Below are 17,661 nucleotides of genomic sequence, written 5' to 3' on the forward strand. Positions count from 1 at the left end.
CAGCGCGGTTCACGCGACGGTGCGCAGCTCCTCGAGCAGTGTGCGCAACGCCGTCACGGCCTCGGCCCGGTCCCATCCGGCCGAGGCCGTCTCGGCATCCAGGACCACGTCGGCACCGACCACGTCGACCAGCAGCGGGCGCAGGCGCCGGTGCGCGAGCACCGCGAAGTCCTGCCGCGAGCCGAACCGCGTCGCCAGGCCCCAGCACCGGGCAGCCTCGGCGGACATGCCCCGACGCAGCGCGACGAGCGCGATGCCGATGAGCGCGGTGCCGATGACCGGCAGGTCCAGCCACCACGGGTGCAGGCGCAGCATCACCAGGGCGCCGATCCGCAGGTGGCGCGCGATGGCCTGCTGCTCGGCCTGGAGGCTCGGCGCGGCCCCGCCGGACCGGCTCGCCGCCGCCTCGTCCTCCGCCACGATGCGCGCGGCCCCGGCCATCAACCACCAGTTCTGTGTGCGCTTGCGTCGGGGCACCACGAAGTCCCACGCGCGGCGCCAGTGCTCGACGGCGCCGTCGAGGTCCCCGTCCGCGCGGCTGCACTCGGCGTCGATCGCGATCGCGATCACCCCGACCTGGACGGCGTCGTCCTCGAAGCCGCCGCGGTTCGCCACCGGCTGGTTGCCGAGGTCGGCGGCGATCGACCTGGCCAGGTCGACGTCCCCGGTGGCTGCGGCACAGAGTCCGATGGTCCAGCCGATCTCGTACAGGTCGTCCTCGGCGCCGAACACCTCGAGCCGTTCCCGCGCGACGGCCGCCGCGGCGAGCGCCTCGGCGTGCTGCCCGTCCTGCGCGAGGAGCTGTGCCAGCGTGACGGCGCCGGAGCCCAGCGCCCAGGCGTCGTCTACCCGTTCAGCGAGCTCCCCGGCGCGACGGGCGTGGCGGAGTGCGTCGGCGAACTCCCCGTCGTTCTCCGCGATCGGCGCGCTCAGGAGGAACGCGAGACAGGCCACGCCCTCGTCGTCGCCGGCCCGGTAGCGCGCGAGCAGGGCCGTCCCGTCGTCCGGACGACCGAGGGTGAGCAGCAGGGCCGCCTGGGCGTCGAGGGTCGCGGCACCCGTGGGACCGAGTCGGACCACCCGGCGGAGCGCGGAGATCGCCCACGCGGCGGTCCGACGGTCGGTGAAGACGGACGTCGACCCGATCAGGACCAGCCCGAGCACGACGGCGGCACGGTCCTCCGGCAGCGGTGGGGTCCGGCGGAGCATCGGCAGCAGGTCCGGGGCGATCGTGACCACCTCACCGTGGGCGCCGCGGAGCGTCCAGTACCCACCGAGCGCCGCGAAGACCTGGGCGACCGTGCGGTGGTCCCCGTCGCGGAGCGCCCACCGGAGCAGCGTGACGAGGTTGTCGGCCTCGTGCCCGACCTCCCGGAACCACCGGCGCTGGCGCTCACCCGTCGCCGTGAACATGTTCCTGGCGGCGGCGAAGTCCCGTGCCCAGCGGAGCATGGCCGCGCGGACCGCGTCGGTGGTGCCGCGCTCGGCGAGCCGGGCCGCACCGAACTCCCGCACGGTCTCGAGCAGGCGGTACCGGACGGGCTCGCCCTCGTGCTCGACGAGCTGCACGAGGGACTGCTCGACGAGCTCGGCCAGGTCCTCGAGGGCGTCGTCGTGCCGGGCAGGGTCAGCGACGGCCTCGACCGCGTCGACCGCGAGTCCGTCCGGGAAGAGCGCGAGCCGGGTGAGCAGGTCCCGGGCCCCGTCGTCGAGCAGACGCCAGCTCCACTCGATCACGGCGAGCAGCGTCCGGTGCCGTTCGGGTGCGCTGCGGTCGCCGCCGCGGAGCAGGGCGAACCGGTCGTCGAGCCGCCGTTCGATCTCGTCCGCGCTCATGCCGCGGATGCGTGCCGCTGCGAGCTCGATCGCGAGCGGCGACCCGTCGAGCCGCGTGCAGATGCTCCGGACGGTGTCGACCGGGAGCACGGCACCAGGGCGTGCGGCCCGTGCCCGTTCGGTGAACAGCCGGACCGCGGACCCGTCGGCCTCGACGGGCAGCGGTGCGAGCGCCGCGACGACCTCGCCGGCGATCGCCAGCGGCGCCCTCGAGGTCGTCCGCACGCGCAGCGACGGCAGGACGGCGAGCAGGTCGGCGGTGACGGCGGCTGCGGCCTCGACCAGGTGCTCGCAGTTGTCGAGCACGAGCACGGTGGGTTCCTCGGCGAGTGCCCGGACGACCCGGCCCCACAGGTCGGACACGACCGCCTCCCGTAGCGACCGCGCGCCACGGACCTCCGCGATCCCGAGCAGTGCGCCGAGTGCGGGGACGATGTCCTCCCCGGTGGTGAGCGGCGCGAGCTCGAGCACCACGACACCGCGGTCCTGGGCGATCGTGGCGGCGACCGCCTGCGCCAGGCGGGTCTTGCCGAGCCCACCGGCACCGAGGATCGTGACCAGCCGTCCGTGGGACAGCAGCTCCGTGACGGCGGTGAGGTCGGCCTCCCGTCCGACCAGCGTGTTCGGCGATGCCCGCAGGCCGACGCGGCGGAGTGCGCCAGGACCGGACGGCGCACGGCGGAGCAGCTCGGCGTTCAGCCGCACGAGCTCGGCGGACGGGTCGGCACCGAGGCCGTCGGCCAGGCGTTCCCGGTGCGCCGCGAACGCTGCCAGTGCCTCGGCGGTGCGTCCCGCCGCGTCGAGCGCGCGCATCGAGCCGGCGACGGCGAGCTCGTCGAACGGGTCGGCCTCCGCCTGCTCGCGCCAGACGGCCACGGCGCCGTCCGCGTCCCCAGCGTCGAGCAGGGCTGAGCCGAGTGCGCGGCGGAGCGCGCGGCGGGCGACGTCCGCGCGGTGGGCGAGGGCCTGGCCGAGCGCACCCTCGACGTCGTCACCCGGCTCGCCGCGCCAGGTCGCGAGTGCCGTCCGGAGCGCACCGTCCGCCCTGGAGCCCTCGGTGGCGAGCTGCTCGGCGCAAGCCAGATCGACGTCCTCGGGGCGGACCCCGAGCGCGTACCCGGTCGCCGTCGAGACGACCAGCCCCTCGGTGGTGCTCCGCCGCAGCCGCGAGACGAGGGTCTGGAGCGCTGCCCGGGCACCCTTCGGCGGGGCGTCGCCCCAGAGTTCGTCGATGAGTGCGTCGGTCGTCATGGCGTGCCCGCGGGCGAGGACCAGGGCGGTCACGAAGGCCCGCGGGAGCGCTCCGGGCACGGGTGCCGGGACGCCCGTCGGGTCCTCCACCAGGACCGGTCCGAGGACGGCGATGCGGGGGTGCGCTGCCACGGTGCGAGTCTAGGTCGACGTGATGCGCGATCGTGATGGAACCGGGGGTCCGCGGGGTCCCGTGCTGGCTAGCCTGAGCAGATGCACACCTTCACGAGGGGGATCGTGAGCGTCGCGCTCCTCTCCGCCGCTGCCGTCACCATGGCCGGTTGCGCCCCCACCACGAGCGCCGACCCGACCGTCTCCGCGATGCCGTCCGAGTCCTCCGCTGCGCCCTCGGCGACGGCGTCGGCCGCCCCGGTCGACTTCGGCGCCGCCCCGAGCCGCGACGGCGTCCCCGCGTGCGACGCCCTGCTGCCGGCGGACCTGGTCGAGGCCCTCGTGCCCGGAGTGCAGCCCGTCGACACCCTGGTGGACACCCCGGACATCGCCGGGGCGTGGGCGTTCGCGGCGACGGCCGGAGGCACCGACTGCGAGAGCGCGAACGGCGTCTCCGCCATCGACGAGGTCCTGCCGACCACGAAGGACGACCCGGTGTACCAGGGCGTGCGGCTCACGGTGCTGCCCGACGCCGACGCGGACTACGTCGACGCCCAGACGAGCGCCACCAGCCCGGAGGTCGCCGCGACCACCGTGCGGTGCGACGCGAGCGACTCGGCCCGCGTGTACTGCGGTGGCGCTGTGCGAGCCGGCACCGCCTGGGTCGACATCCGCTCGGTCCGTGCGCAGGACACCGCCGGTGCGACGCCCGAGGCGTCGGAGCCCGCGTTCACGGCCCTGCTCGCCGCGACGGCTGCAGCCGTGGAGGGCAGCCCACTCGGGTCGGCCACGACCGAGCACGGCTCCCCCGACGGCTCGTACACGACGTGCGACGCCGCCAACGTCAACGCGGTCGCGTCGAAGGACCTCGCCGACCCGCACACTCGTGGTGGTGACGCCTCGGCTGGTCTCCAGCAGTACGCGATGAACCGGCTCGGTGCGTCGAGCTGTGTGTTCGAGGCCCAGGGCACCGGCGAACAGCCGTACGCGATCACCGGCGCGGTGTACTCCGAGGTCCCCGGCGGCGGATGGGTCGTGGAGCGCCGACTCGACGCGGGGACGATCGACCGTGCGGACCGCGTCGAGCTCGACGGCCTTCCCACGGGTGCTGCCGCGTGGCGCAGCTGCACCGACCTCGCGTGCTCGATCGACGTCGTGGACGACGGCGACTGGACCCACTTCGTGCTCTACGAACGGGTGGCCGAGGCCCCCTCCGACGGCGTCGTCCGCTGGGCCGAGGCGTCCCTGACCAACTGACGCACCGTGGTCCACGGAGGCGTTGTCGGAACGTGATCGAGGCACGATCACGTCCGCTCCACTCAGCCCTACCCTGAACACATGCACACCATCACGAGGGGGGTCGTGGGCCTCGCGCTCCTGACCACGGCGGCCACGGTGCTCGTCGGCTGTTCCACCGCGACCACACCTGCCGATCCGTCCGTCACGCCGAGCACCTCGGCGACGCCGAGCGGGTCGTCGACGAGCGACGCCGAGGAGACGACGGTCGACTTCGGCGACGCACCAGAACAGGCGGCGGCACCCGCGTGCACCACCCTCTTGCCGACGGACCTGGTGGACGCCCTCGTCCCCGGGGTGACCGTCACGGACCCGCTCACCGCTGCAGTCCACGTCGACGGTTCCTGGTCGGCGCTCCGGGTCGCCGGTGGGACGGACTGCTGGGCGACGAACGGCACGTCGCCCGTCGACGACGTCCACCCCGCAACGCGGGACGACCCCGGGTACGAGGGGGTGGTCGTGTCGGTGCTGCCCCGTGCCACGACCGCGTTCGACGCGGCGACGAGCATGGCGAAGGAGCTCCAGGACAGCGAACTCACCCCGGACTGTGCCGCCAGCACTCCGGCTCGCGTGACCTGCCAGGGCAGCGTCCTCGCGCAGAACGCCTGGGTCACGGTCGACGTCATCCGCTTGCAGGACGGCGCCGATGCCACTCCCGAGGCGATGCGACCCGCGTTCGTCGCACTGGTCGACCGCGTCCGCGCCGCCGTCGAGCCCTCGCAGGCGGGCACCGAGACCGGCGCGGACTCCGGAGACGGGTCCTTCACCACCTGTTCCCCCGAGAAGGTGAACGCCGTCGCCTCGGCTGCGCTGCGCGATCCCGCCGCGCAGACCGACACGCTGCCGTGGCTGCGGGAGTACGCGGAGACCCGGGTGGGCGCTGCCGCCTGCGTGTTCAGTGCCGGACCCGACCACGTCCTCGCCGACGCGGTCTACTCGTCGACGCCGCGAGCGGGCTGGTTCGTGGAACAGCGACTCGCTGCCGGGCTGGTCGACCGCGACGACCGCATCGAACTCCCCGGCCTCGGCGACCATGACGGCGCCTGGCGGACCTGCGACGCAAGCGCCTGCACGATCGACGTCGTGCACGACGGCGCCTGGACGCAGTACCTCCTGCACAGCCGCGTCGCCCCGGACACCAGCTCGTCCGTCGAGCGCTGGGCAGTGTCCTCCTTCACCGGCTGAACGGCACCCCGTCCGGACTCAGCGCGACGCGCTCCGGGCTGAGCCGAACGGCCCGGTCTTCGTGTCGATGTCGACCGTGGCCCGGCGCTCGGACTCGACGATGCCCCGCAGGGCCACGAGCGCGGCGGACGTGACGGCGACGTGCGAGGGGTTCTCCCGCGACGCGTCGAGGGCCTTCTCCACCGCGGCGATGGCCGTGTCGGCGTCGCGGTCCGGGCTCGTGCCGCGGATCACGGCGGCGATCTGGTCCAGCGCCGCCGCGAGGGGTTCCGCGAACGCGGGGTCCGGGCGGCCGATGCCCGCCGACACCGGCCCCGACCGCGCCACGAGCTCGGTGAGGTCGGTCGTGTACCAGGCCACCCGCTCCAGGGCGCGGAAGCGTGCCCCGTCCTCCTGCAGCCGAGCCCGTGAGCCCCGCAGCGCACCCCGGGGGTTGATCCGACGGCTCTCGTGCGCGATCGACACCCGCGACCGGACGTCGGCGATCGCCCGGTCCAACCGGTCCTGCTGCTTGTCCCACGCGGCGACGTCGCGCTTGCCCTCGCGGAGCACGGCTGCGAGCCCGTCGAGGTGGTCGGCGAGGACCCCGTTGACGGCGTCGATGCGGTGCTCGGCGTCCCAGAAGTGCAGCGGCGGGAACACCAGGAAGTTCACCAGCAGGCCGACGACCACGCCGACGGCCATCTGCACGAGGTAGCCGAGCGAGTACCCCTCGGCGTGCGCACCCCCGACGAGCAGCACGAACAGCGCTGCCGTGGACACCCACGAGCTGCCCTCCCCGAGGATCCGGAACCCACCGACCAGCACGCCGATGCCGACCGCCAGCGCCACCGCCAGCACGCCGGGGTCCCCGACCCACATCGTGAAGCCCGCGACGCCGATGCCGAGCGCGATCCCGACGAGCGTCTGGATCCCGCTGCGCAGGCCCGCGAACACCGTGGTCTGCATCGCGATGACGGCTCCGAGCGGCGCGTAGTACGGGTAGTCGGACGCGACCCCGGGGACGTGGCGCGCCACGACCCAGGCGAGGGCGGCGGCACCCGCCGCCTTGCCGGCGTGCAACAGGCGTGGCTGCGTGCCGGACGTCCGGCTCCATCGCCAGATCCTCGTCCCCACCCCCGTGACGTGTTCGAATCCCATGGGTCCTCCGTGGTGCCGGTGCTGATCACGGACTGGAGGCTCGTGGCGGCGCCGCCACGAGCCTCCTGTCCGCCTGGTGCGTCCTTCTCGGAACACGAGACGGCCCCCGCAGCATGCGCTGCGGGGGCCGTCTCGTGGTGGTGCGGGGACCTACTTGGTGTCGTCCGCAGCGTCGTCCGACTTCGAGGCGGCGTCGGCCTCGACCTCGGCCGCAGCAGCGTCCTCGGTCTCGGGCTCGACCGGAGCCGACTCCTCGGTGGTCTCGGTCGTCTCGACCGGGAGTTCCTCGGCGCTGTCAGCGTCGGCGTCGTCCGTCACGGTGGTGTCCGCGACCGGGGCAGCAGCGGCCGGGGCCGCGTTGCGGGTCACGGGAGCCGGGCTGCTCGAGAGCGGCTCGAGCACGAGCTCGATCGACGCGAGGGGCGCGTTGTCGCCCTTGCGGAAGCCGAGCTTCGTGATGCGGGTGTAGCCGCCCTGGCGGTCGGACACCTGCGGCGCGATCTCCGTGAACAGCGTGTGCACGACGGTCTTGTCGCGGAGGGCCGCGATGACCCGACGACGTGCGTGCAGGTCGCCGCGCTTCGCGAACGTGATCAGACGCTCGGCGACCGGACGGAGGCGCTTGGCCTTCGTCTCGGTGGTCGTGATCCGACCGTGCGTGAAGAGGGCGTTGGCGAGGTTGCTCAGGAGCAGGCGCTCGTGAGCGGGACCGCCACCGAGGCGGGGGCCCTTGGTGGGCTTCGGCATGTCAGTTCTCCAGTGGTGAAAGAGGGGTGCGCGCCATGACGACGCGCGTGCGCATCAGCGCGAGGTCAGTTGCTGGACTCTTCTTCGTCGTACCCGCTGTAGAAGTGGGCGCCGTCGAATCCGGGGACGGTGTCCTTGAGGGACAGGCCGAGCTCGGTGAGCTTGTCCTTGACCTCGTCCACCGACTTCTGACCGAAGTTGCGGATGTTCATGAGCTGCGTCTCCGAGAGGGCGACGAGCTCGGACACCGTGTTGATGCCCTCGCGCTTCAGGCAGTTGTAGCTGCGCACCGACAGGTCGAGGTCCTCGATCGGGGTCTGCAGTTCGTTCGAGAGCACCGCGTCGACCGGCGCGGGGCCGATCTCGATGCCCTCGGCCGCGGTGTTCAGCTCGCGGGCGAGACCGAACAGCTCGACGAGCGTCCGACCGGCCGACGCGATGGCGTCGCGCGGCGTGATGGCCGGCTTCGACTCGACGTCGACGACCAGACGGTCGAAGTCCGTGCGCTCACCGGCACGCGTCGCCTCGACGCGGTAGGTGACCTTGAGGACCGGGGAGTAGATCGAGTCGATCGGGATCTGACCGGCCTCGCTGAACTCCGAGCGGTTCTGCGTCGCCGAGACGTAGCCACGGCCACGCTCGATCGTGAGCTCGAGCTCGAAGCGCGCGGTGTCGTTCAGGGTCGCGATGACGAGGTCCGGGTTGTGGATCTCGACGCCGGCCGGAGCGGAGATGTCCGCTGCGGTGACCTGACCGGCACCCTGCTTGCGCAGGTAGGCCGTGATGGGCTCGTCGTGCTCGCTGGAGACGACCAGGCTCTTGATGTTGAGGATGATCTCCGTGACGTCTTCCTTGACACCGGCGACGGTGCTGAACTCGTGGAGGACGCCGTCGATGCGGATGCTCGTGACGGCAGCACCGGGGATCGAGGAGAGGAGCGTGCGGCGCAGCGAGTTCCCGAGGGTGTAGCCGAAGCCGGGCTCGAGCGGCTCGATGACGAATCGCGAGCGGTGCTCGGAGATCGGCTCCTCGGTGAGGGTGGGGCGCTGTGCAATGAGCACTGTGGGATTCCTTTCGGCGAAGTGTCCGCTATATGACACTTGGCGGTACGACGGGGCCAGCCGGGCCCCGACGGGTCTGTTGAGTTGTGATCACGCGCACCGATGTGCGCGATCGAACGACCAGGAATGGCCGTCCCTGCTCGAACCCGCTAGGGAACGAGCAGGGGACGGCCGGTTGCTCCTCGCGTCAGACGCGGCGGCGCTTGGGCGGACGGCACCCGTTGTGCGCCTGCGGCGTGACGTCGTTGATCGAACCGACCTCGAGGCCTGCGGCCTGGAGGGAGCGGATCGCGGTCTCACGACCCGAACCCGGGCCCTTCACGAAGACGTCGACCTTCTTGACGCCGTGCTCCTGCGCCTGACGCGCAGCGGACTCGGCGGCGAGCTGCGCCGCGAACGGCGTCGACTTGCGCGAGCCCTTGAAGCCGACGGCCCCGGAGGACGCCCAGCTCAGGACGGCACCCGACGGGTCGGTGATGCTGACGATCGTGTTGTTGAACGTGCTCTTGATGTGGGCCTGGCCCACGGCGACGTTCTTCTTCTCTTTGCGGCGCGGCTTGCGCGCGGCGGTCTTGGGAGTAGCCATGGTGATCTCCTATCGGGCCTTCTTCTTGCCTGCCACGGTGCGCTTCGGGCCCTTGCGGGTACGCGCGTTGGTCTTCGTGCGCTGACCGCGCACGGGGAGACCACGGCGGTGCCGGATGCCCTCGTAGCTGCCGATCTCGACCTTGCGGCGGATGTCGGCTGCCACTTCGCGGCGGAGGTCACCCTCGACCTTGTAGTTGCCCTCGATGTAGTCACGGAGGGCGACCAGCTGGTCGTCGGTGAGGTCCTTGACGCGGATGTCACCGGAGATACCGGTGTCCGCGAGCGTCTTGACCGCGCGAGTGCGGCCGACGCCGTAGATGTACGTGAGTGCGATCTCCACGCGCTTCTCGCGCGGGATGTCGACGCCTGCTAGACGTGCCATGTGCTGGCTGCTCCTGTTGTCGATGGAGGTGTGGAGCAGTACCGGTGCTCGGGCCTCCGACCCGAGGTGTCCCCGCTCGCGCGGTTCTTGGTACTGCGTTCGATGTTGAGTTGTGGTTCCTGCGCAGGCCGCCCGAGGGCGATCCGCGTCAGAGCACCGGGACTAGCCCTGGCGCTGCTTGTGACGCGGGTTGCTCTTGCAGATCACCATGACGCGGCCCTTGCGGCGGATGACACGGCAGTGCTCGCACATGGGCTTGACGCTGGGGTTGACCTTCATTGCTGATTCCTCGTGCTCGCTGGCTTCGTGCTCGGCGGGTTCGCCGAGTCGTTCCTTTCCAGCTCGCGGATCACTTGTAGCGGTAGACGATCCGGCCGCGGGTCAGGTCGTACGGGCTCAGCTCCACGATCACGCGGTCCTCTGGGAGGATGCGGATGTAGTGCTGGCGCATCTTCCCGGAGATGTGCGCGAGGACCTTGTGCCCGTTCGTCAGCTCAACGCGGAACATCGCATTGGGCAGAGCTTCGAGCACCGAGCCTTCGATCTCGATGACGCCGTCTTTCTTGGCCATAGCCTCACTGTCGCTTGGTTGGATTACCGGTGTGATCCCCGAGCCGGTCTGCGGGTCGGGCGCCACACCCGAGAGGGCATGGCACACCAAAGATCGATCTTATGGGACTGCCGCCCGATTGCCAAGCCCGGGCGCGTCGCGGACCCCAGTCCGAGGGTGTTCCTGTGCGCATGGGTCTGCTTCCACAGTCGATCCCCGGCATGCTCCTGGATGACGAGGGGCCTGCACCCCTACGGTGACACCCGAGCCCACGAACGGAGAACCCGTGCCAGACGCCCCCAGCGGCCCCCGCCCCTTCGCCCGACACGGGCGTCTCCCCCGCCGTCGCGGGTGGTCGACGCTCGTGGGCGTCGTCGCGTCCGCCGTCGCGGTCGTCCTGGTCAGCGGCACGAGCGTCGCGGCCATCGCCGGCGCCCAGCTCGCGAGTGCCCCCACGTCGGTGCAGCTGAGCACGGACGACCAGAGCACCGCGAAGACCGCCGACATCACGGCGATCAAGGGCGGCGCGAACATCCTGCTCATCGGCAGCGACACCCGCGTCGGGCAGTTCGACTCGGACGAGGACGTCGAGGGCGCGCGCAACGACGTCACGATGCTCATCCACGTCTCCCAGGACCACCAGCAGCTCACCGCCGTCAGCTTCCCCCGCGACCTGATGGTGCCGATCCCCGCGTGCAGCAACCCGGAGACCGGGACGAGCTACCCCGCGGCCACCTCCGCGCAGTTCAACACGGCGCTCGGCAACGGCGGGGTCTCCTGCGTCGTCGACACCGTCGAGAACCTCACCGGCCTGAGCATCCCGTACGCAGGCCTCATCACCTTCGACGGCGTCATCGAGATGTCGAACGCGCTGGGCGGCGTCGACGTCTGCGTGGCGAAGCCCATCGACGACACGTACACGGGCCTGCACCTGAGCGCTGGTTCCCACGCACTGCAGGGCTCGGACGCGCTCGCGTTCCTGCGGAGCCGACACGGCGTCGGCGACGGCAGCGACCTGGCACGCATCAGCTCGCAGCAGGTCTTCCTGTCCTCGCTCCTGCGCAAGGTGACCGCCGACGGCACCCTGTCGAACCCGGTCACGCTCTACAAGCTCGCCGGGGCCGCGCTCCACAACGTCGTGCTGTCGGACGGCCTGAACCGCGCCCAGACCCTGGTCGGGCTGGCCGGGATGCTCCGCGGCATGAGCACGGCGAACATGCTCTTCGTGCAGTACCCCGTCGTCGACGACCCGGCCGACAGCGCGCGCGTGATCGTCGACCAGACCACCGCCCACGCACTCAACGTCGCACTCCAGACGGACGAGAAGACCACGCTCGGCGACTCGTCCACCGGTCGGGCGTCGGAGGACCAGTCGGCCGCCGCAGGCGACCCGAGCGCCGCACCGTCGGCGCCGGCGGCCGCTCCGACCACCTCCGCACCGTTTGCCGCCACCGGCACCGGCACGGGGTCGGACGCAGGGGCGGCTGGCACCCCGACGGCCCTGCCCTCGACCATCACCGGGCAGAGCGCCGCGGAGCAGACCTGCTCCGTCGGCAACTGACGGCGGCGGGACGGGTCGGCACCGAGCCTCCAGTCCGGACCGGTCGGTCTGACCGGGGTGTCCGGCCCGACCCGCTCGCCCGGCTCCGCGTCGGCGGCCTGGAGGCGGTGGCTACGGGATCGGGACCGGCGTGACGCCGAGCGGTGCGAGCCCGGCTGCACCACCGTCGGTGGCGGTCAGCACCCAGATGCCGGCAGCGTGCACCGCGACGCTGTGCTCCCAGTGGGCCGCGTCGGAGCCGTCCTGCGTGCGGACGGTCCAGTCGTCGTCGTCCGTGGTGTTCTCGATCGTGCCCGCGGTGACCATCGGCTCGATGGCGACGACCAGACCGGGACGGACTGCTGGACCACCGCCGCGGACGCGGTGGTTGAAGACCGGCGGGTCCTCGTGCATGGACCGGCCGATGCCGTGACCGGTGAAGTCCTCGACGATGCCCCAGGTCCCCGTCTCGTCGACGGCGTCCTCCACGGCGTCACCGACCTCGTGCAGGTGCTTCGCGCTGGCGAGTGCCGCGATGCCGTGCCACAGCGACCGCTCGGTGGTGTCCGAGAGTTGCTGCCGCGCCGCCGTGGTCGTGGCGTCGCCACCGGGGACGACGGTCGTGAAGGCACTGTCGCCGTTCCAGCCGTCCACCTCGGCCCCGGCGTCCACCGAGACGAGGTCACCGGGTTGGAGCACCCGCTCGCCGGGAATCCCGTGCACGATCTCGTCGTTGACCGAGAGGCACAGCGTGTGTCGGTACCCCGGCACGAGCTGGAAGTTCGGCACGCCGCCACCGTCGCGGATCGTCCGCTCGGCGATCGCGTCCAGCTCTCCCGTCGTGATGCCGGGTCGGATCGCGGACCGGACGACGTCGAGCGCCGCTGCGGTCAGCAGCCCGGGTCGCACCATCGCCCGGAGTTCGTCCGGGGTCTTGTAGATGGACGGCTTGCGGAACCGGACCACGCGGGTCAGACCGCTGCTGCGAGACCGCGGGAGGCGAGCGCGGCCTGGATGCGGTCGCCGACCTCGTCGATGGCACCCAGGCCGTCGACCTCGACCACGAGACCGCGCTGCTGGTAGGCGTCGACGATCGGTGCGGTCTGCTCGACGTAGACCTGCTGGCGACGACGGATCGTCTCCTCGTTGTCGTCGCTGCGCCCCTGCTCGCCGGCGCGCTTCAGGAGCCGCTCGACGAGGGCGTCCTGGTCGGCGACGAGCCGGATGACGGCGTCGATCGCGGTGCCGTGCTCGGCGAGGAGCGCGTCGAGGTACTCGACCTGTCCGACCGTGCGGGGGTAACCGTCGAGCAGGAAGCCCTGCTCGGCGTCGGACTCCTGCAGGCGGGACTTCACGAGCTCGTTCGTCAGGGAGTCCGGGACGTAGTCGCCCGCGTCCATGATCGCCTTCGCCTGGACCCCGAGCGGGGTGCCCTCGGTGACGTTCTTCCGGAAGATGTCACCCGTGGAGACGGCGGGGATGCCGAACGACTCGGCGATGCGGCCGGCCTGGGTGCCCTTCCCCGCTCCGGGAGGTCCGACGATGATGAGACGTGCGCTCAACGGAGGAGCCCTTCGTAGTGACGTTGCTGCAGCTGCGAGTCGATCTGCTTCACGGTCTCGAGACCGACACCCACGATGATGAGGATGCTCGCGCCACCGAACGGGAAGTTCTGGTTCGCGCCGAACAGCGCCAGTGCTGCCAGCGGGATGAGTGCGATGAGACCGAGGTAGAGCGCACCGGGCAGCGTCACCCGGGTGAGGACGTAGTCGAGGTACTCGGCGGTGGGACGGCCGGCACGGATGCCGGGGATGAACCCGCCGTACTTCTTCATGTTGTCGGCGACCTCTTCGGGGTTGAAGGTGATCGCGACGTAGAAGTACGTGAAGCCGACGATGAGCAGGAAGTACAGCACCATGTAGAACCAGTTGTCACCGGAGACGAGGTTGCTCTCGATCCAGGTGACCCAGGCCGCGGGCTCGGTGCCGTCGGAGGGCTTGTTGAACTGCGCGACCAGGGCCGGCAGGTACAGCAGCGACGAGGCGAAGATGACGGGCACGACGCCGGCCATGTTCACCTTGATCGGGATGTACGTGTTGTTGCCGCCGTAGGTGCGACGACCGACCATGCGCTTGGCGTACTGCACCGGGATCCGCCGCTGCGACTGCTCGACGAACACGACGGCCATCATGATCACCAGGCCGACCAGGATGACGAAGAGGAACAGCTCGAACGACTGGGACTGCTCGATCGCCCAGAGCGCGGAGGGGAACTGCGCTGCGATGGACGTGAAGATCAGGAGCGACATGCCGTTGCCGATGCCGCGCTCGGTGACGAGCTCACCCATCCACATGATCAGGCCGGTGCCGGCGGTCAGCGTGACCACCATGAGCATGATCGCGTACCAGGAGTCGTTCGAGATGATCGACGAGCAGGAGGCGCTGGCGTTGGTGCCGAAGAGCTGACCGGAGCGTGCGACCGTGATCAGGGTCGTGGACTGCAGCACACCGAGCGCGATGGTGAGGTAGCGCGTGTACTGGGTCAGCTTCGCCTGACCGGTCTGGCCCTCCTTGTAGAGGGCGTCGAAGTGCGGGATCACGACGCGCAGCAGCTGCACGATGATCGACGACGTGATGTACGGCATGATGCCGAGCGCGAAGACCGAGAGCTTCAGCAGCGCGCCACCGGAGAACAGGTTGATCAGGTCGTAGAGACCGCCCGAGGACGAGGCACTCGCGAGGCAGGTCTGCACCGCCGCGTAGTCGACGTACGGCGCCGGGATGTACGACCCCAGCCGGAACAACGCGATGATCGCGAGGGTGAAGCCGATCTTCTTCCGAAGATCGGGGGTGCGCATGATGCGCGCGACCGCTCTGAACACGAGAACTCCGAACTTCTGGGACCGGACTGGCCAGTCGTGCCGGGCGTGGTCGCCCGTGGCCGGAAGCGCCGACCGCGTGGCCCGGTGACCGCCAGCCTGACTGGCGGAGCGTTCCGGGCCTCCATCAAGGAAACCGTAACGGCGGCCCGTGCGCAATGCACACGGGCCGCCGGACGGGGGACTACTCGGTGACGGTGCCGCCCGCTGCCGCGATCTTGGTCTGGGCGGAACCCGAGACCTTGTCGACCGTGACGGTGAGCTTCACGTTGATGTCACCCTGACCGAGAACCTTGACCTTCTCGTTCTTGCGGACGGCGCCCTTGGCGACCAGGTCCGCGATGGTGACGTCGCCGCCGTTCGGGTACAGCTCCGCGAGCTTGTCCAGGTTCACGACCTGGTACTCGACGCGGAACGGGTTCTTGAACCCACGGAGCTTCGGGGTGCGCATGTGCAGCGGCATCTGCCCACCCTCGAAGCCGACGCGGACCTGGTACCGGGCCTTCGTGCCCTTGGTGCCGCGGCCTGCGGTCTTGCCCTTCGAGCCCTCACCGCGACCCACACGGGTGCGGTCCTTCTTCGAGCCAGCGGCCGGACGAAGGTGGTGCACCTTCAGGATCTGGACGCGCTCGTTCTTCTCGTCGCTCATGCGTCGACCTCCTCGACCTTCACGAGATGCGCCACCGTGGCGACGTACCCGCGGTTCTGGGAGTTGTCCTCACGCAGGACCGTACGGCCGATGCGCTTGAGACCCAGGCTGCGGAGCGTGTCGCGCTGGTACTGCTTCTCGCTGATGACGGACTTCGTCTGCGTGATCTTCAGCATGGCCATCAGGCACCTGCCTTCTCGTTCGCGGCGTGACGCGCAGCGGCCTCGGCACGGAGCAGGCGAGCCGGCACGACGTGGTCGATGTCGAGGCCACGACGTGCTGCGACGGCGCGGGGCTCCTCGAGCTGCTTGAGGGCCTCGACCGTGGCGTGCACGATGTTGATGGTGTTCGACGAACCGAGCGACTTGCTCAGGACGTCGTGGATGCCGGCGCACTCGAGCACGGCGCGGACCGGACCACCGGCGATGACACCGGTACCGGGGCCGGCCGGACGCAGGAGGACGACGCCAGCGGCGGCTTCACCCTGCACCGGGTGCGGGATCGTGTTGCCGACGCGCGGGACCCGGAAGAAGTTCTTCTTGGCTTCTTCGACGCCCTTGGAGATCGCCGTGGGGACTTCCTTGGCCTTGCCGTAGCCGACACCCACGAGCCCGTTGCCGTCACCGACGACGACGAGTGCGGTGAAGCTGAAGCGACGACCACCCTTGACGACCTTGGAGACGCGGTTGATCGTGACGACGCGCTCGAGGAACTGGCTGTCGCCGCCTCGCTTGTCACGGTCGCGGCCCTGCTGACGGTCACGGCCGCCACCACGACGGCCACGGTTGTCGGCCGAGTCGCGGTTGTTCGACGCGGAACCGGCAGCGGTCTCGACGGGACGCTCGGCGACGGGGGCAGCAGCCTCCGCCTCCTTGCCCTTCGGGGCGGCTTCGGTGGTCGCCTCGTCGGCGGTCGCGGTCTCTTCGACGCTGGTCGTCTCTTCGACGGCCGGGGTCTCTTCGGCGTTGCTGTTGTTCGCGATGTCGCTCACAGGTTCAGCCCTCCTTCACGGGCACCATCGGCGATCGCGGCGACGCGACCGGCGTACTTGCTACCACCGCGGTCGAACACGACGGCGTCCACACCGGCGGTCTTCGCACGCTCGGCGAGGAGCTCGCCGACGCGGCGCGCCTTGGCGGTCTTGTCGCCGTCGAACGAGCGGAGGTCGGCCTCCATCGTCGATGCGCTGGCGAGGGTGTGACCCTTGGTGTCGTCGATGACCTGCACGAACACGTGACGTGACGAGCGGGTGACGGCGAGACGGGGACGGGTCTCGGTCCCGGTGATCTTCTTCCGGAGACGGTTGTGGCGGCGGGCCTTGGCGGCCGCCTTGCTCTTGCCTCGAGTACGAGTTCCGATGGCCATGATCACTTACCTGACTTTCCGGCCTTGCGGCGCACGTTCTCGCCGGCGTAACGGACACCCTTGCCCTTGTAGGGCTCCGGCTTCCGCAGCTTGCGGATGTTGGCCGCCACTTCGCCGACGGCCTGCTTGTCGATGCCGTTGACGGTGACCCTGTTGTTGCCCTCCACCGTGAAGCTGATGCCTGCCGGCGGCTCGACGGTGATCGAGTGGGAGTAGCCGAGGGCGAACTCGAGGTTCGAGCCCTTGGCAGCGACGCGGTACCCGGTACCGACGACCTCGAGGCCCTTGGAGTAGCCCTGGGTGACGCCGATGATCTGGTTCGCGATCAGGGTGCGGGTCAGGCCGTGCAGCGAGCGCGACGTGCGCTCGTCGTCCGGACGCGTGACGAGGACCTGGTTCTCGTCGACGCTGGCCTGGATGGGCTCCGCGATGACGAGCGCGAGCTCGCCCTTCGGGCCCTTGACCGCGACGTTCTGACCGTCGACGGAGACGGTCACGCCTGCGGGGATGTCAATGGGAAGACGTCCGATTCGAGACATGTTCGATCACCAAACGTAGGCGAGGACTTCCCCACCCACGCCCTTCTGCTCGGCTTCGCGGTCGGTCAGGAGGCCCGAGGAGGTCGACAGGATCGCCACACCGAGGCCACCGAGGACCTGGGGGATCTCCGTCGACTTCGCGTAGACCCGGAGGCCGGGCTTCGAGACGCGCTTGATGCCGGCGATGGAGCGCTCGCGCTCGGGGCCGTACTTCAGCTCGATGGTGAGGGTCTTGCCCACGCGGGCGTCCTCCACCTTCCACTCGCTGATGTAGCCCTCGCGCTTGAGGATGTCAGCGATGGTCGTCTTCAGCTTGGAGCTCGGAAGCGAGACGGCGTCGTGGTGCGCCGAGTTCGCGTTCCGCAATCTGGTCAGCATGTCTGCGACCGGATCGGTCATCGTCATGATGTGATTCCGTTCTTCGCCTGGTTTCGACACCCGTTCCACGAATGCCGACCTGAGCGATCGAGTGACTCCAGGGCGATTCCCCGGAGACTGTGTGTTCGTGCGTGCGGGCCGGAGGACGTTGATCCTCCGGCCCGC

20 protein-coding genes are annotated in these 17,661 nt (G+C 70.5%); 3 read left to right on the plus strand and 17 right to left on the minus strand.

What is annotated here, in order from left to right; all coding sequences use genetic code 11:
- Nucleotides 1–9 precede the first annotated feature (9 nt).
- Complete coding sequence (locus tag OVA28_RS02565; protein ID WP_268095648.1) at nt 10–3,219, minus strand: BTAD domain-containing putative transcriptional regulator; 3,210 nt, start codon at nt 3,217–3,219, stop codon at nt 10–12.
- A gap of 81 nt (nt 3,220–3,300) precedes the next feature.
- On the opposite strand from OVA28_RS02565, the gene OVA28_RS02570 reads away from it, so the two are divergent.
- Nucleotides 3,301–4,455 (plus strand): hypothetical protein, encoded by a 1,155-nt coding sequence (locus tag OVA28_RS02570; protein WP_268095649.1) that lies wholly within the window; start codon nt 3,301–3,303, stop codon nt 4,453–4,455.
- An 81-nt stretch (nt 4,456–4,536) separates the two neighbouring features.
- Nucleotides 4,537–5,679 carry a hypothetical protein gene (locus OVA28_RS02575; RefSeq protein WP_268095650.1) on the plus strand — a complete coding sequence of 381 codons (1,143 nt, stop codon included), beginning with the start codon at nt 4,537–4,539 and terminating at the stop codon, nt 5,677–5,679.
- An 18-nt stretch (nt 5,680–5,697) separates the two neighbouring features.
- Here the strand turns inward: OVA28_RS02575 and OVA28_RS02580 are convergent, their stop codons facing one another.
- From OVA28_RS02580 to infA, 7 genes are all read right to left on the minus strand, one after another.
- Nucleotides 5,698–6,819: an FUSC family protein gene (locus OVA28_RS02580; RefSeq protein ID WP_268095651.1), complete on the minus strand. Its 1,122-nt coding sequence runs from the start codon at nt 6,817–6,819 to the stop codon at nt 5,698–5,700.
- A 150-nt stretch (nt 6,820–6,969) separates the two neighbouring features.
- Nucleotides 6,970–7,566, minus strand: coding sequence for a 50S ribosomal protein L17 (gene rplQ, locus OVA28_RS02585; protein WP_194659353.1), 597 nt, complete (start codon nt 7,564–7,566; stop codon nt 6,970–6,972).
- 65 nt (nt 7,567–7,631) lie between these two features.
- Nucleotides 7,632–8,627: a DNA-directed RNA polymerase subunit alpha gene (locus tag OVA28_RS02590; RefSeq protein WP_071276697.1), complete on the minus strand. Its 996-nt coding sequence runs from the start codon at nt 8,625–8,627 to the stop codon at nt 7,632–7,634.
- A gap of 187 nt (nt 8,628–8,814) precedes the next feature.
- Nucleotides 8,815–9,213, minus strand: a complete 399-nt coding sequence (gene rpsK, locus OVA28_RS02595) for a 30S ribosomal protein S11 (protein ID WP_017885507.1) — start codon at nt 9,211–9,213, stop codon at nt 8,815–8,817.
- 9 nt (nt 9,214–9,222) lie between these two features.
- The gene (gene rpsM / locus OVA28_RS02600) at nt 9,223–9,597 is read right to left on the minus strand and encodes a 30S ribosomal protein S13 (protein WP_071276699.1); all 375 of its coding nucleotides are present in this window, start codon (nt 9,595–9,597) and stop codon (nt 9,223–9,225) included.
- 162 nt (nt 9,598–9,759) lie between these two features.
- Nucleotides 9,760–9,876: a 50S ribosomal protein L36 gene (gene rpmJ, locus OVA28_RS02605; RefSeq protein WP_071276701.1), complete on the minus strand. Its 117-nt coding sequence runs from the start codon at nt 9,874–9,876 to the stop codon at nt 9,760–9,762.
- Nucleotides 9,877–9,946: 70 nt separating this feature from the next.
- A complete protein-coding gene (gene infA, locus OVA28_RS02610; protein WP_017885509.1) occupies nt 9,947–10,168 on the minus strand; it encodes a translation initiation factor IF-1 in 222 nt (73 codons plus the stop codon).
- A 265-nt stretch (nt 10,169–10,433) separates the two neighbouring features.
- On the opposite strand from infA, the gene OVA28_RS02615 reads away from it, so the two are divergent.
- Nucleotides 10,434–11,708, plus strand: a complete 1,275-nt coding sequence (locus tag OVA28_RS02615; RefSeq protein WP_268095657.1) for an LCP family protein — start codon at nt 10,434–10,436, stop codon at nt 11,706–11,708.
- Between the two features lie 111 nt (nt 11,709–11,819).
- Here the strand turns inward: OVA28_RS02615 and map are convergent, their stop codons facing one another.
- From map to rpsH, 9 genes are all read right to left on the minus strand, one after another.
- Nucleotides 11,820–12,653 (minus strand): type I methionyl aminopeptidase, encoded by an 834-nt coding sequence (gene map / locus OVA28_RS02620; RefSeq protein WP_268095658.1) that lies wholly within the window; start codon nt 12,651–12,653, stop codon nt 11,820–11,822.
- Nucleotides 12,654–12,658: 5 nt separating this feature from the next.
- Nucleotides 12,659–13,249 (minus strand): adenylate kinase, encoded by a 591-nt coding sequence (locus OVA28_RS02625; RefSeq protein WP_194659356.1) that lies wholly within the window; start codon nt 13,247–13,249, stop codon nt 12,659–12,661.
- The gene (gene secY / locus OVA28_RS02630; RefSeq protein ID WP_194626380.1) at nt 13,246–14,568 is read right to left on the minus strand and encodes a preprotein translocase subunit SecY; all 1,323 of its coding nucleotides are present in this window, start codon (nt 14,566–14,568) and stop codon (nt 13,246–13,248) included. The genes OVA28_RS02625 and secY overlap by 4 nt, the downstream gene beginning before the upstream one ends.
- Before the next feature lie 181 nt (nt 14,569–14,749).
- Nucleotides 14,750–15,214, minus strand: coding sequence for a 50S ribosomal protein L15 (rplO, locus tag OVA28_RS02635; RefSeq protein WP_228504424.1), 465 nt, complete (start codon nt 15,212–15,214; stop codon nt 14,750–14,752).
- Nucleotides 15,211–15,396 carry a 50S ribosomal protein L30 gene (gene rpmD / locus OVA28_RS02640; RefSeq protein ID WP_083393236.1) on the minus strand — a complete coding sequence of 62 codons (186 nt, stop codon included), beginning with the start codon at nt 15,394–15,396 and terminating at the stop codon, nt 15,211–15,213. Before rpmD ends, rplO begins: the two co-directional genes overlap by 4 nt.
- Nucleotides 15,396–16,205, minus strand: a complete 810-nt coding sequence (gene rpsE, locus OVA28_RS02645; protein WP_442780756.1) for a 30S ribosomal protein S5 — start codon at nt 16,203–16,205, stop codon at nt 15,396–15,398. Before rpsE ends, rpmD begins: the two co-directional genes overlap by 1 nt.
- Nucleotides 16,202–16,579 (minus strand): 50S ribosomal protein L18, encoded by a 378-nt coding sequence (rplR, locus tag OVA28_RS02650; protein WP_071276741.1) that lies wholly within the window; start codon nt 16,577–16,579, stop codon nt 16,202–16,204. The genes rpsE and rplR overlap by 4 nt, the downstream gene beginning before the upstream one ends.
- Before the next feature lie 2 nt (nt 16,580–16,581).
- On the minus strand, nt 16,582–17,118 hold the full coding sequence (gene rplF, locus OVA28_RS02655; protein WP_071276743.1) for a 50S ribosomal protein L6: 537 nt from the start codon (nt 17,116–17,118) through the stop codon (nt 16,582–16,584).
- A gap of 6 nt (nt 17,119–17,124) precedes the next feature.
- On the minus strand, nt 17,125–17,523 hold the full coding sequence (gene rpsH / locus OVA28_RS02660) for a 30S ribosomal protein S8 (protein WP_071276748.1): 399 nt from the start codon (nt 17,521–17,523) through the stop codon (nt 17,125–17,127).
- Nucleotides 17,524–17,661 lie beyond the last annotated feature (138 nt).

Origin of the sequence: Curtobacterium sp. SL109 (assembly GCF_026672405.1) — a bacterium.
Lineage (GTDB): Bacteria > Actinomycetota > Actinomycetes > Actinomycetales > Microbacteriaceae > Curtobacterium.

Bases quoted from the DNA above. Each gene is read 5' to 3' on its own strand.
- OVA28_RS02570 (WP_268095649.1), top strand. From the start codon at position 3,301: ATGCACACCTTCACGAGGGGGATCGTGAGCGTCGCGCTCCTCTCCGCC.
- OVA28_RS02575 (WP_268095650.1), top strand. From the start codon at position 4,537: ATGCACACCATCACGAGGGGGGTCGTGGGCCTCGCGCTCCTGACCACG.
- OVA28_RS02580 (WP_268095651.1), bottom strand. From the start codon at position 6,819: ATGGGATTCGAACACGTCACGGGGGTGGGGACGAGGATCTGGCGATGG.
- rplQ (WP_194659353.1), bottom strand. From the start codon at position 7,566: ATGCCGAAGCCCACCAAGGGCCCCCGCCTCGGTGGCGGTCCCGCTCAC.
- rpsK (WP_017885507.1), bottom strand. From the start codon at position 9,213: ATGGCTACTCCCAAGACCGCCGCGCGCAAGCCGCGCCGCAAAGAGAAG.
- rpsM (WP_071276699.1), bottom strand. From the start codon at position 9,597: ATGGCACGTCTAGCAGGCGTCGACATCCCGCGCGAGAAGCGCGTGGAG.
- rpmJ (WP_071276701.1), bottom strand. From the start codon at position 9,876: ATGAAGGTCAACCCCAGCGTCAAGCCCATGTGCGAGCACTGCCGTGTC.
- infA (WP_017885509.1), bottom strand. From the start codon at position 10,168: ATGGCCAAGAAAGACGGCGTCATCGAGATCGAAGGCTCGGTGCTCGAA.
- rplO (WP_228504424.1), bottom strand. From the start codon at position 15,214: ATGAGCGACGAGAAGAACGAGCGCGTCCAGATCCTGAAGGTGCACCAC.
- rpmD (WP_083393236.1), bottom strand. From the start codon at position 15,396: ATGGCCATGCTGAAGATCACGCAGACGAAGTCCGTCATCAGCGAGAAG.
- rplR (WP_071276741.1), bottom strand. From the start codon at position 16,579: ATGGCCATCGGAACTCGTACTCGAGGCAAGAGCAAGGCGGCCGCCAAG.
- rplF (WP_071276743.1), bottom strand. From the start codon at position 17,118: ATGTCTCGAATCGGACGTCTTCCCATTGACATCCCCGCAGGCGTGACC.
- rpsH (WP_071276748.1), bottom strand. From the start codon at position 17,523: ATGACGATGACCGATCCGGTCGCAGACATGCTGACCAGATTGCGGAAC.